The following is a 12,863-nucleotide window of genomic DNA, read 5'->3' on the forward strand; positions in this document are numbered from 1 at the left end:
CTCAGTCAGAAGCCGGCGGACGGGCCGGGGTCAGCGGTTCTGGCTGTCGGGCCGGATGTCCGACGCCTGGATGTCCGACGCCTGGGTGTCCGCGACCGGCGGCGCCTGCGGCGGTGCGGCGGGAGGCAGCTCGGCGGGGCCTTCGGCTGTCGCGCGACGCGTCTCGTCGGGGTCCTCGTCGTCGTCCATCAGACCCTTGGTCTCCGACTTGAAGATGCGCAGTGCGCGCCCCGTGCCGCGGGCAAGCTCCGGGAGCTTCTTGGCGCCGAAGAGAAGCACGATCACAAGCAGGATCAGGAGCAGCTCAGTGGTACCGGGCACACCGATCAGCGGGATGGTCATGGCGTCCTCACCTAGAAGTACTGCGGGTAGTGGTCATCGTACGCGCATCACGCGTAGAGCCCGAGAGCCTGCCGGGCCTCTTCGACGAAGTCGTCGCTGAGCTCGGCGGGTGTCACGACCCGTGCGTGCGGAGCAAGACGGAGCAGCAGCCGGCGCAGCCACCGCTGATCGGCCACGTGCAGGTCGACCTCCAGCGAACCGTCGGGCTGCGTACGGACGGCGTCGACAGGGTAGTACTCCGGCACCCACCGCGCAGAGGGGGCCAGCAGCAGCGTGACCGGGGTGGTGTCGGCCGAGGCCTGGAAGAGCCCGGCCGAGAGGTCCCGTGGCGCCTGCGGCGGCGTGACGACCTCGGTGTCGAGCACCACCGCGTGGTGGACCCGGTCGAGGCGGAACAGACGGGGCGCCTCGGCACTGTGGCACCAGGCGTCGAGGTAGGCGTGACCGTGCGCGGTGACTACGCCGCGGGGGTCGACGGTGCGCTCGGACTCCTCGTCGCGCGCCGGCACGTAGTAGGTCAGCTGGACCTGACGTCCGCGAGCCACCGCGTCCTCGAGGCTGGTCCGCAGCCGGGTCAGCTCGGCCTCGGCCGGGTCGGCCCCGGGGTCGATGAGCGTCGCAGTCCCCTGCGCTGTCGCCGCCTCGAGCTTGGCCAGGGTCCGGTCGACGATCACCCGGGTGTCGTCGCCGGCTCCGTTGCGCAGCGCCCGGAGCGCCACGATCAGTGCAGTGGCCTCGGTCGTGGTCAGCCGCAGCGGGCGGGCGAGATAGTCGGCGTTGAAGACCCGGATGACCCCGTCGGCGTCCTCGCCCTCCAAGGCATCCAGGTCAACGTCGATCAGGTCGTCGGGATAGCCGCCCGGCAGACCGCACATCAGCAGCACCTTGAGGTCGCGCACCAGCTGCTCGGGCTCGACCCCCAGCGCTGTCGCGGCCTCCTCGAGCCGGACCTCGTCGTGGGCGTGGAGATAGGGCACCAGCGTCAGCAGCCGGGACACCTGCTCGCGGGCGTTGGGCTGGACGGGAGGCTGCGCCGGAGGTGGGGGCGGGGTCATGCGGCACCTCCAGGGACCTGGCGCGCCACCACGGCACTGAGGCGGGCGACGACCTCCTCGCGAAGCCGCGGCGGGGACACGACGTACACGTCGGAGCCGTGGCTGAGCAGCTCGTCGGCGATGCCGGGACCGGACTGGCCGAGGACCACCTGGTCCCAGGTGGAGCGGGTGTCGGGACCCTCCACGCCGGCGTCGATGCTCACCGCGTGGCGGCGCAGGCCGTGACCCGTGTCGGTGCGCACCAGGAGGACGGCGCTCTCCGCGACCGGGGCCGGTGCGAGGCGCCGGGTGAGGGCCCCGACATCGGTGCCCGGGGGCACGACGTACGAGCCAGGGGGGCCGGCATGGCTGACCGGGCCGGTCACCCGGGACAGCCGGAAGACGCGCTCCTCACCCCGGTCGGCGTCGAGGCCCACGGCATACCAGCGGCCGGACGAGCGCACGACGCCCCAGGGCTGGAGGTGGCGGGTGGTCGCCTCGTCAGCGCCGGCGCGGCGATAGGCGAACGACACCGGGATCCGCTCCTGCGTGGCCTCCCAGAAGGCGTCGAACGCCGGCTCGTCCGCCGTGAGCCTGGGCTCCACGAGGTCGAGGGCCGTGAGGTCGACCGGCAGCCCGGCGGCAGCGAGCTTCTTGAGGGCCTCCGAGGTGGCGTCGGCCAGTCTCGCGTGCTCCCAGACCCGGGTCGCGAGGCCGATCACCGCGGCCTCGTCGGCCTCAAAGCGGATCTCGGGCAGAGCGAACTCGTCGGGGCGGATCCGATAGCCGGGCTCCTCGAAGAAGGCGTCCAGGCTGCCCACCTCGATGGGTACGCCGAGGCTGCGCAGCTCCTCCTTGTCACGCTCGAACATCTTCTCGAACGCATCGGTGCTGGCGTCGGGGTAGAGGATGGCGCGGATCCGGTCCTTGGGCACGTAGTGACGCTGGACCAGCAGCATGATGAGCAGGTTCAGCAACCGCTCGGACTTCGGTGACGCCATGACCCTCCGCTCCTCGTGCGCTGACTACTGCTTCTTCTTGTCCTGCTTGGGCTGGGCGGGCTCGGAGGCAGCGGGCTCGGAGGCAGCCGGCTCGGAGGCGGCCGGCTCGGAGGCGGCCGGCTCGGAGGGTGAGGCCTCCGGGGCGGGCGGGGCGGCCGTCTTCTTGGTGGCGCCGAGGATGTCGACGACGAAGTACATCGTGTCGGTGCCCTTGATGTCGCCCTGGCCCTTCTCGCCGTAGCCGAACTCCGGCGGGATCGCGAGCATCACGCGACTGCCGACCGGGACGCCGACCAGCTTGAGGTCCCAGCCCTGGACGAAGCCGCCCTCGCCGATCGGACCGGCGTAGGGCTCGCGGGTGTAGGTCTCGTCGAAGGCCTTCTTGCCCCCGAAGACCTTGCCGAAGTAGTCGACCGCGATGACGTCGCCCTTCTCGACCTTCGGTCCGGTCCCCTCGATCACGGTGGCGGCCGACAGCCGGGCGGCAGGCTTCTTGACGTCTGCGAAGTCGAGGTCCGTGACGCCGATCTCGCCCTCCACGATCTCGGGCATGAAGGCCGGCGCCTCGACCTCCTTGCCCTCCGGGGCGGAGAGGACCTGGTCGACCAGGTCGACGACGACGAGCACGCTGTCGCCGTTGCCCAGTCCGAGCGAGGCGTTGCCCTGCGCGCCGTACGCGTCCTCGGGCGGAGCCGCCACGACGACGCGGGAGCCGATGGTCTGCCCCTCGAGCGCCTCGATGAGGAAGGGGGGCAGGGCCTCACCGACGGTGAGGATTGTCGGCACCTGGCCGTCCCAGGTGCTCACGGTCTGCTTCGAGGTGTAGCCGTTGCCGAGCCACAGATGCGCGAAGACGCTGTCGCCCTCGGCGATCTCGGCTCCGTCGCCCTCGACCAGGACCTCCGACTCGAGCTCGGCGGCCTCCATCCGGCCCTCCCAGGTGACCTCGGGGACGGTGCCGAAGTCGTCGGAGACCTCGACCGTCTCCAGCGCGTCGCTGCTCTCCTCGTCGTCCCCGCAGGAGGCGAGGCCGAGCGCCAGGCTCAAGGCTAGGGGGACAGCCAGCAGACGACCGGGGCGAGGACGCACGTGAACAACCTTCCAGACAACGACTTCGGGACAACCGCGAACGGCGTTGTCACCCTATCCGGCGCGGCGCAACGGCCTGCGCCGGCGGCTCACATCCCGTCGATCAGGCGCTGCACGCGCTCGTCGTACGCCTTGAACGGGTCCTTGCACAGCACGGTGCGCTGGGCCTGGTCGTTGAGCTTGAGGTGGACCCAGTCGACGGTGAAGTCGCGACGCCGCTCCTGGGCGTGCTTGATGAACTCGCCACGCAGGCGGGCACGCGTCGTCTGCGGCGGCACCGACTTGGCCTCGAAGATCTTCAGGTCGGTGGTCACGCGAGCGACCTTGCCCCGCTTCTCGAGGAGGTAGTAGAGCCCCCGGTTGCGGTGGATGTCGTGGTAGGCGAGGTCGAGCTGGGCGATCCGCGGGTTGCCCATCGCCATGTCGTGCTTGGCGCGGTACTGCTCGATCAGCTTCCACTTGATCACCCAGTCGATCTCGGTGTCGACCAGGCCGAGGTCGTCGGACTCGACGGCCTTGAGCGTGCGCTCCCACAGGTCGAGCGCCTGCTCGATGACCGGGGTGCTGATCTCGCGACGGTCCACGAAGTCGCGGGCCTTGGCGAGGTACTCCCCCTGGATCTCCAGCGCGCTGGCCTCGCGCCCGTTGGCGAGACGCACCTTGCGGCGGCCGGTGGGGTCGTGGGAGATCTCGCGGATCGCGCGGATCGGGTTCTCCATCGTGAGGTCGCGCATCACCACGCCCTCCTCGATCATCCGCAGCACGAGGTCGCAGCTGGCCACCTTGAGCATCGTGGTCGTCTCGCTCATGTTGGAGTCCCCGACGATCACGTGCAGTCGGCGGTACTTCTCCGCGTCGGCGTGCGGCTCGTCGCGGGTGTTGATGATCGGGCGGCTGCGCGTGGTCGCGCTGGAGACGCCCTCCCAGATGTGCTCCGCGCGCTGGGAGACCGAGTACGACGCGCCGCGGGGCGTCTGGGTGACCTTGCCGGCCCCCACCATGATCTGGCGGGTGACCAAGAACGGGATCAGGATGTCGGCCAGCCGGCTGAACTCCCCCGCCCGGCTGACCAGGTAGTTCTCGTGGCAGCCGTAGGAGTTGCCGGCCGAGTCGGTGTTGTTCTTGAAAAGGTAGATGTCGCCGGCGATGCCCTCGTCGTGCAGTCGCTGCTCGGCGTCCAGCAGCAGCCCCTCGAGCACCCGCTCGCCGGCCTTGTCGTGGGCGACCAGCTCCAGGATGTCGTCGCACTCGGGGGTGGCGTACTCCGGGTGGCTGCCCACGTCCAGGTAGAGCCGCGCTCCGTTGCGCAGGAACACGTTGCTGCTGCGCCCCCAGCTCACGACCTTGCGGAACAGGTAGCGCGCGACCTCGTCCGGCGACAGCCGTCGCTGCCCCCGGAACGTGCACGTGACGCCGTACTCGTTCTCGATCCCGAAGATGCGCCGGTCCATTTCGCCACCCTAGGCCCATGGCCCTAGGAGAAGCGTCACATCGCGAGTCCTCCTGCGTCGGATGCTGCCGTTTGGTCCCCAACGGCGTCCATTTCGCGATTCCTCATGCAGTCTCTGCCCAATCGGGGACCCCATTGACCTTCCGCCAGCGGTTCTCCAGCCGCGCCCGGCCGGCCGGTGACCAGCACGATTCCGCGACGAGCCGGCGCCAGCGGTGCACCCGGGTCGGCACGTGCTTGCGTCCCAGGGCCTGGTCGATCTCCCGGAGCACCAGAAGAGGTCGGTTGAGGAGCTCGTCAGCGGTGAAGGCGCGCCGGCGGTACGGCGTGCCCGCGAGCCGCCGCTCCCGGCGAAGGTCGTTGGCCTGCACGTCCGCATCGCGGTGCACGCCGCCGTCGTACTCATGGAGGAACCAGGTCCCGACGACCAGCAGGTCAGCGCGGGCGATGAAGAGCCCGTCGTCGTCGAACACCTCGAACTGGGGCTCCACCGCGATGCGCATCAGCACGTGGAAGACCCGCAGCAGCGTCTCCCAGGGTGACTCGGCCCGGCCATCGGAGAGGCGCACGGCCGCACGCAGCCGCCGTACGCCGGGGCGTGGCGCTGTATTGCAGAGGATGAGGAGGCGCTTCGCCGTGGTGTGGCCGGCATGGAGGGCCGCGTCGACCAGCACGATCAGATCGAGCAGGGACAGGTCACGAGCCGCACGCAGGAGGATCTCCTCGGCGGAGTCGATCGGTACACCCCGGTGGTGGTGGATCTCAGCGGCGCGGGTGAGGCGCGAGCAGATCAGCGCCGGCCGTCGCGGTCGCGGGTCGTCGTACTGAGTGGCGGCGAAGACCGGGACGTACTCCGGGAGCCGCGGCATGCTCCACCCCAGCAGCTGGGCGGCGGTCAGGTGGGTGAACACCGCGCCGCCAGGCAGGACCAGAGCCCACGCCTTCAGGTCACGGATCAGTTCCTCCTCGGGCGTCGAGCCCGCGACGTGAGGCAGGTAGAGGCCGTGGCCCACTCGTCGAAAGCCGGCTTCGCGGATATGCCCCCGGATCGCTTCGGCGGCCCCGATTGGTTCATCATTCATGCTGGCGAGCCTGACCGACCAGCGAGGTCGGCGACAACCCGTCGTACGCGCCTGTGGAAAACCCACGCGGAGCTAGTCGGCGACGAGCCGTCGGAGCCCTCGAATGGGCAGAGACTGCAGGCCAAGTCACGAAATGCATGCCGTTGGGGACCAAACGGCAGCCCGAGCGTGCGAGGGCCTCGGTCAGAGGAGACCGGCGTGGTCCAGGGCGAGGTAGGTCTGCTCGGTGACGCCCAGGCGGCCGGCGCGGAGCTCGGCGCGGAGGGTGGGGAGGTCGATCAGGACGGGGACGCAGTCCTCGTAGTCGTCCAGCATCTGCTCGTACGACGCGACGCAGCCACGCGCGACCGCGGCGAAGCGGGGGCCGGTCCCGTTGCCCGCCATCGTGGAGCCCACGACCTCGATGGACGCGCAGGCGTAGCCCGTCTCCTCGCGCAGCTCGCGGGCCGCGGCGTCGGCCGGGTCCTCGCCGAGGTCGACGATGCCGCCGGGGAGCGAGAGCACCTGACGGGCGGGCCCGGGGCGGTACTGGCGCACCATCACCACCCGGTCGTCGGGGGTGAGCGCGAGGACGGCCACCGTCGCCGGAGTGTCGAGGATGTCCCACAGCGCCTCGCGCCCGTCGGGCAGGCGCAGGGTCCGGTGGAGGACCCGGACGAAGCCGTCGTAGGCCACCCGGTCCTCCCCCACCGGCACCCAGCCGGGGCGGGGCTCAGCCGGATCCGTCACGCCAGCGGGTCGCCCGGATCGACCTCGGGAGCGACCGGCGGAGCCACCGGCGTGTCGTCGGCCGCCTCGGACGGCGAGACCGTGCCCCGCTCCCCCAGCACCTCGGCCAGCCGGGCCGGGCGCAGCCGGACGAACTTGCGCGGCTGGGTGCGGGTCCGGTCGAGCACCGCCACCTCGAGGTCCTCCACGGGGATCACCCGGTCTGCGGCGTCGGAGTGGCCGAGCGCGGTGACCGCGAGACGGATGGCGTCGTCCAGCGAGGCACCGGCCACGTAGTGCTCCTTGAGATGGCCGGCCACGACGTCGGCGGCGCCGCCCATCACGGCGTACCCGTGCTCGTCGGCGACCTGACCGTCGTAGGTCAGCCGGTAGACCTGGTCGTCGGCCGCGTCGTCCCCGATCTCGGCGACGAACAGCTCCACCTCGTAGGGCTTCTCGCCGCCGCTGGAGAAGATCGTGCCCAGCGTCTGCGCATAGGCGTTGGCCAGCCCGCGCCCGGTGACGTCGCGCCGGTCGTAGGCGTAGCCGCGCATGTCGGCCAGCCGGACCCCGGCGATGCGGAGGTTCTCGAACTCGTTGTAGCGCCCGACCGCGGCGAAGGCGATCCGGTCGTAGATCTCGGAGACCTTGTGCAGGGCCTGGGAGGGGTTCTCGGAGACGAACAGGACGCCGTCGGCGTACTGGACGCAGACGACCGACCGGCCGCGCGCGATGCCCTTGCGGGCGAAGTCGGCGCGGTCCTTCATCAGCTGCTCGGGCGAGACGTAGAACGGCATGCTCATGGCTGTCTCCCTCTCAGACCAGGCCCGCGGAGGGGCCGTCGGGGCGGTTCATCCGCCCGGCGATCACGCGGTCGGCGATGGTGGCCACCTCGTCGTCGGGGAGCCGGCGGCCCCCGTCCGCGGTGACCACGTGGACCACGGGGAAGATCCGGCGCGCGATGTCCGGCCCGCCGGTCGCCGAGTCGTCGTCGGCCGCGTCGTAGAGCGCCTGGATGACGGCCGTCGTGCACTCCTCGGCCGTAAGGTCGTCGCGGTAGAGCTTCTTCAGCGACCCGCGTGCGAAGAGCGACCCGGAGCCCACCGAGTGGAAGGACGTCTCCTCGTAGCGCCCGCCGGTCACGTCATAGCTGAAGATCCGGCCCTGGTCGCTGTTGAGGTCGTAGCCGGCGAAGAGCGGCACCACGGCGAGGCCCTGCATGGCCATCCCGAGGTTGGAGCGGATCAGCGCCGCGAGCCGGTTGGACTTGCCGTCCATCGACAGCGTGGTGCCCTCGATCTTCTCGTAGTGCTCGAGCTCGGTCTGGAAGAGCCGCACCATCTCCACCGCGAGGCCGGCGGTGCCGGCGATGCCGACGCAGGAGTACTCGTCTGTGGGGAAGACCTTCTGGATGTCGCGCTGGGCGATGATGTTGCCCATCGTGGCCCGGCGGTCACCGGCCATCAGCACCCCGCCGGGGAAGGTGGCCGCCACGATCGTCGTCCCGTGCGGCGCGAGGTCCCCGGCGTTGCCCTGGGGTACGGCGCGGCGCGAGGGCAGCAGGTCGGGGGCCTGGTCGGCGAGGAAGTCGGAGAACGAGGACGTCCCAGGCATGAGGTAGGCCGCGGGCAGGCGGGGGCTGTCGCTCACGCTGCTCACTCGCCGCCCTTCTGGATGAAGGACTTCACGAAGTCCTCGGCGTTGGTCTCCAGCACGTCGTCGATCTCGTCGAGGATCGAGTCGATGTCGTCGTCCAGCGCCTCCTTGCGCTCGGCGACGTCGGTCTCGGGAGCGACCTCGGTCGTCTCCTCGGTCTCGGTCGACTTGCGGGGCTGCTTGTGCTCCTGTGCCACGGGGTGCCTCCTTGGTGAGGGGTCACAGGCGACCCTATCCACTGACGGTGACGAAGCGGTGCGGCGACTCAGCGAGTCAGGGCGGAGAAGAGCTGCTCGGCCGTGTCGCACCGGTCGAGCAGGTCTCCCACATGGGCCCGGGTCCCGCGCATGGGATCGACGGTGGGGATCCGCTGCAGCGATGCGTGCCCCGGAAGATCGAAGATCACCGAGTCCCACGACGCGGCGGCGACGCTGTCGGCGTACTTGTCCAGGCAGCGACCGCGGAAGTAGGCCCTGGTGTCGTGCGGGGGCTCGTGCATCGCACGCTCGACCTCCGCGTCGCCGAGCAGCCGCTCGATCCGACCCGAGCGGACCAACCGCTGGTAGAGCCCCTTCTCCGGGCGGATGTCGGAGTACTGCAGGTCGATGAGGTGGAGCTTGGCGTCGTCCCAGCCCAGCCCGTCGCGGTCGCGGTACTGCTGGAGGAGCTTCAGCTTGGCCACCCAGTCCAGCTCGCGCGCGCAGAGCATCGGGTCCTGCTCGAGCCGGGACAGCACGGACTCCCACCGGGCCAGCACGTCGACGGTCTGCTCGTCGGCATCGCTGCCGTAGCGGTCCTCGACGTACTTGCGGGCCAGGTCGAGGTACTCCATCTGCAGCTGGACGGCGGTCAAAGTGCGGCCGTCGTGCAGACGGATCAGGTGGCGCAGCGTCGGGTCGTGGGAGACCGCGCGCAACGCGGCGACCGGGCCGTCGACGCTCAGGTCGCGATCGATGAAGTCGTCCTCGATCATCGCCAGCACCAGTGAGGCCGTGCCGACCTTGAGGTACGTCGAGATCTCGGCGAGGTTGGCGTCGCCGATGATCACGTGGAGCCGGCGGTACTTCTCGGGATCGGCGTGCGGCTCGTCGCGGGTGTTGATGATCGGTCGCTTCAGCGTCGTCTCGAGGCCCACCTCGACCTCGAAGTAGTCCGCGCGCTGGCTGATCTGGAAGCCGTGCTCGCCGCCGTCCTGGCCGATGCCCACCCGGCCGGCACCGGTGACGACCTGACGGCTCACGAAGAACGGCGTCAGGTGGCGCACGATGTCGCCGAACCGCGTCGAGCGGCGCATCAGGTAGTTCTCGTGAGCCCCGTAGGAGGCGCCCTTGTTGTCGGTGTTGTTCTTGTAGAGCAGGATCCGCGCGCCGTTGGGCAGCTGGGCCGCCCGGTTGGCGGCGTCGAGCATGACCAGCTCGCCGGCCTTGTCCCACCGGACGATGTCGAGCGGCGTCGTCACCTCGGGCGTGGAGTACTCCGGGTGGGCGTGGTCGACGTAGAGCCGGGCGCCGTTGGTGAGGATGACGTTGGCCAGCCCCAGGTCCTCGTCGGTGAGCTGGGACGCGTCGGCCGCAGCACGGGAGAGGTCAAAGCCCCTAGCATCACGCAGCGGCGACTCCTCCTCGAAGTCCCACCGGGCGCGACGTGCCCTGGCGGTCGCCGACGCGTAGGCGTTGACCACCTGCGAGGAGGCCACCATCGGGTTGGCCGTCGGCTGCCCCTGCACGGAGATGCCGTACTCGACCTCGGTTCCCATGACGCGGCGGACGCTCATGCGGCGAGCCTACTCGGGGGCGCCGACAGCCGGACCCGGTCTCAGCGGCGGCCCATCACCATCTTGGCGACGTAGAGCACGACAAGGACGACGAGGATGATGAGCAGGATCTTGATCACGAGGGTTCCCTCCCTGTTCGGGCGCCACCGGTGCGGCGCCGCCTCCTCGCCGTACCCCGCGACCGTGCGACGAAACGGCTATCGTCGCCGGATGGGTGTCTGGACCGACCACGTCGTGCCCCGCCTCACCGAGAGCTCCCTGAGCAGCGACGAGGTCGGGCGCTGGCGGCGCCGTGCGACCGCAGGGCTGCACGGTCGTGTGCTGGAGCTCGGCTTCGGCTCGGGGCTGAACCTCGCCTTCCTCCCCTCCGCAGTCACCGAGATCGCCGCGGTGGAGCCCTCCGATGTCGCGTGGAGCCGGTCGGCCCCGCGGCGTGAGGCGTGCGGTGTGCCGGTCCGGCGGATCGGCCTGGACGGCCAGTCCGTCGAGGCCGAGGACGGCACCTTCGACGCCGCGCTGACGACGTTCACGCTGTGCACGATCCCGGACGCCGGCCGGGCCCTGGCGGAGGTACGACGCGTGCTCGCTCCTGGCGGGGCGCTGCACTTCCTCGAGCACGGTCTCGCCCCCGACGAGTCGGTGCGGGTCTGGCAGCGGCGGCTCGAGCCGATGCAGCGCCGGGTGTTCGCCGGCTGCCACCTCACCCGGGACGTGCCGGCGCTCGTGAGCGAGGCGGGGCTGGACGTGGTCGAGCTCGAGCAGCTCTACCTGCCGGCTCCGGCGGTCTCCCGGCCGTGGACCTTCGGGTCGCTCGGCCGGGCGGTGCGCCCGCCCGGCTGACCGCCCGGCTGTCCGTCAGACGTCCCAGACCTACAGGTACTGGCCCTAGAGATATTGGCCCGTGTTGGAGACCGTGTCGATCGAGCGGCCCGGCTCGGTGCCCTGCTTGCCGGTGATGAGCGTGCGGATGAAGACGATCCGCTCGCCCTTCTTGCCCGAGATCCGCGCCCAGTCGTCGGGGTTGGTGGTGTTGGGCAGGTCCTCGTTCTCCTTGAACTCGTCGACGCAGGCCTGCAGCAGGTGCTGGACGCGCAGTCCCCTCTGGTCGTGCTCGAGGAGGTCCTTGATCGCCATCTTCTTGGCCCGGTCGACGATGTTCTGGATCATCGCCCCGGAGTTGAAGTCCTTGAAGTAGAGGACCTCCTTGTCGCCGTTGGCGTAGGTCACCTCGAGGAAGCGGTTCTCCTCGGTCTCGGTGTACATCCGCTCCACCGTGGCCCTGATCATCCCGGCGACGCAGGCGTCGCGGTCGCCGCCGAACTCCACGAGGTCGTCGGAGTGCAGCGGCAGGTTGGTGGTGAGGTACTTGCTGAAGATGTCACGCGCCGACTCGGCGTCGGGTCGCTCGATCTTGATCTTCACGTCGAGCCGGCCGGGTCGCAGGATGGCCGGGTCGATCATGTCCTCGCGGTTGGACGCCCCGATCACCAGCACGTTCTCCAGCGCCTCGACGCCGTCGATCTCGCTCAGCAGCTGCGGGACGATCGTGTTCTCGACGTCGGAGGAGACCCCCGATCCACGGGTGCGGAAGAGCGAGTCCATCTCGTCGAAGAAGACGATGACGGGCGTGCCCATGCTGGCCTTCTCGCGGGCCCGCTGGAAGACCAGTCGGATGTGGCGCTCGGTCTCGCCGACGTACTTGTTGAGCAGCTCGGGGCCCTTGATGTTGAGGAAGTAGGACTTCCCCTCCTGCCCCGTCTTCGCCGCGACCTTCTTGGCCAGCGAGTTGGCGACCGCCTTGGCGATCAGCGTCTTGCCGCAACCGGGGGGACCGTAGAGCAGCACGCCCTTGGGGGGCTTGAGCTCGTGCTCGAGGAACAGCTCGGGGTGCAGGTAGGGCAGCTCGACGGCGTCGCGGATCTGGTCGATCTGCGCGATCAGGCCGCCGATGCGCGAGTAGTCGATGTCGGGGACCTCCTCGAGGACCAGTTCCTCGACCTCCGACTTGGGGACCTTCTCGTAGACGTAGCCGGCCTTCGCGTCGAGCAGCAGCGAGTCGCCGGCCCGGATGACCTCGTCGCGCAGCGGCTCGGCGATGCGGACCACGCGCTCCTCGTCGGCGTTGGCGATCACCAGGACGCGGTCGCCGTCGGCCATGACCTCCTTGAGCATCACCACCTCGCCGACCTGCTCGTAGTCGAGCGCTGCGACGACGTTGAGGGCCTCGTTGAGCATGACCTCCTGGCCGCGGCGCAGCTCGTCGAGCTCGACGGTGGGACTCACGTTGACGCGCAGCTTGCGCCCGCCGGTGAAGACGTCGACGGAGTCGTCGTCGTTGCGGGCCAGGAAGGTGCCGAAGCCGGCCGGGGGCTGGGCCAGCCGGTCGACCTCCTCCTTGAGCTTGAGGATCTGGTCGCGGGCGTCACGCAGCGTCTGTGCCAGCCGCTCGTTCTGGCCGGTGACCGCCGCGAGCGAGCGCTGGGTGTCGGCGAGCCTCAGCTCGAGACCCCGGGACTGGGCGGGGCCGTCCGCGAGGCGCCGACGCAGGTCTGAGACCTCAGCCTCCAGGAACCGCACCTGGCTGAGGAGCTCCTCGGGGCTGCGTCCCTGCTGGCCGGGCCCGCCGTCGGAAGCACTGTCCGATGCCGACATGAGCGTCACCTCCTGTGTATGCCAGCGACCCTACCGCTGTCCTGGAGGAAGGGAAGGGACACACGCGCGGCGAGA

General features: G+C 70.1%; 13 protein-coding genes. 1 reads left to right on the forward strand and 12 read right to left on the reverse strand.

Translation table 11 applies throughout. The features are described from left to right. Window positions 1–30: 30 nt before the first annotated feature. The 11 genes from tatA to dop form a co-directional block, all read right to left on the reverse strand. Entirely contained in the window at window positions 31–342 is a 312-nt protein-coding gene (gene tatA, locus ACYU7L_RS01400) for a Sec-independent protein translocase subunit TatA (protein ID WP_460793398.1), read from the reverse strand. A gap of 47 nt (window positions 343–389) precedes the next feature. Continuing rightward, entirely contained in the window at window positions 390–1,397 is a 1,008-nt protein-coding gene (locus ACYU7L_RS01405; protein ID WP_460793399.1) for a helix-turn-helix transcriptional regulator, read from the reverse strand. After that, window positions 1,394–2,377, reverse strand: a complete 984-nt coding sequence (locus ACYU7L_RS01410) for a helix-turn-helix transcriptional regulator (RefSeq protein ID WP_460793400.1) — start codon at window positions 2,375–2,377, stop codon at window positions 1,394–1,396. Before ACYU7L_RS01410 ends, ACYU7L_RS01405 begins: the two co-directional genes overlap by 4 nt. A gap of 24 nt (window positions 2,378–2,401) precedes the next feature. Further along, window positions 2,402–3,466 (reverse strand): FKBP-type peptidyl-prolyl cis-trans isomerase, encoded by a 1,065-nt coding sequence (locus ACYU7L_RS01415; protein WP_460793401.1) that lies wholly within the window; start codon window positions 3,464–3,466, stop codon window positions 2,402–2,404. A gap of 89 nt (window positions 3,467–3,555) precedes the next feature. Continuing rightward, window positions 3,556–4,917: a Pup--protein ligase gene (pafA, locus tag ACYU7L_RS01420; protein WP_460793402.1), complete on the reverse strand. Its 1,362-nt coding sequence runs from the start codon at window positions 4,915–4,917 to the stop codon at window positions 3,556–3,558. Window positions 4,918–5,020: 103 nt separating this feature from the next. Further along, on the reverse strand, window positions 5,021–5,998 hold the full coding sequence (locus ACYU7L_RS01425; RefSeq protein WP_460793403.1) for a hypothetical protein: 978 nt from the start codon (window positions 5,996–5,998) through the stop codon (window positions 5,021–5,023). A gap of 183 nt (window positions 5,999–6,181) precedes the next feature. Next, window positions 6,182–6,727, reverse strand: a complete 546-nt coding sequence (locus ACYU7L_RS01430; RefSeq protein WP_460793404.1) for an NUDIX hydrolase — start codon at window positions 6,725–6,727, stop codon at window positions 6,182–6,184. Beyond that, complete coding sequence (gene prcA, locus ACYU7L_RS01435) at window positions 6,724–7,509, reverse strand: proteasome subunit alpha (protein ID WP_460793405.1); 786 nt, start codon at window positions 7,507–7,509, stop codon at window positions 6,724–6,726. Before prcA ends, ACYU7L_RS01430 begins: the two co-directional genes overlap by 4 nt. Before the next feature lie 13 nt (window positions 7,510–7,522). Next, window positions 7,523–8,320 (reverse strand): proteasome subunit beta, encoded by a 798-nt coding sequence (prcB, locus tag ACYU7L_RS01440; RefSeq protein WP_460793628.1) that lies wholly within the window; start codon window positions 8,318–8,320, stop codon window positions 7,523–7,525. Between the two features lie 41 nt (window positions 8,321–8,361). Continuing rightward, complete coding sequence (locus ACYU7L_RS01445; protein WP_460793406.1) at window positions 8,362–8,559, reverse strand: ubiquitin-like protein Pup; 198 nt, start codon at window positions 8,557–8,559, stop codon at window positions 8,362–8,364. Between the two features lie 68 nt (window positions 8,560–8,627). Further along, window positions 8,628–10,136 (reverse strand): depupylase/deamidase Dop, encoded by a 1,509-nt coding sequence (gene dop, locus ACYU7L_RS01450; protein WP_460793407.1) that lies wholly within the window; start codon window positions 10,134–10,136, stop codon window positions 8,628–8,630. A 210-nt stretch (window positions 10,137–10,346) separates the two neighbouring features. Between dop and ACYU7L_RS01455 the strand changes: the two genes are divergently transcribed. After that, complete coding sequence (locus ACYU7L_RS01455) at window positions 10,347–10,976, forward strand: class I SAM-dependent methyltransferase (protein WP_460793408.1); 630 nt, start codon at window positions 10,347–10,349, stop codon at window positions 10,974–10,976. A gap of 45 nt (window positions 10,977–11,021) precedes the next feature. On the opposite strand, the gene arc is transcribed toward ACYU7L_RS01455, so the two are convergent. After that, on the reverse strand, window positions 11,022–12,788 hold the full coding sequence (arc, locus tag ACYU7L_RS01460; protein ID WP_460793409.1) for a proteasome ATPase: 1,767 nt from the start codon (window positions 12,786–12,788) through the stop codon (window positions 11,022–11,024). Window positions 12,789–12,863 lie beyond the last annotated feature (75 nt).

Source organism: Nocardioides pacificus, from assembly GCF_054775955.1.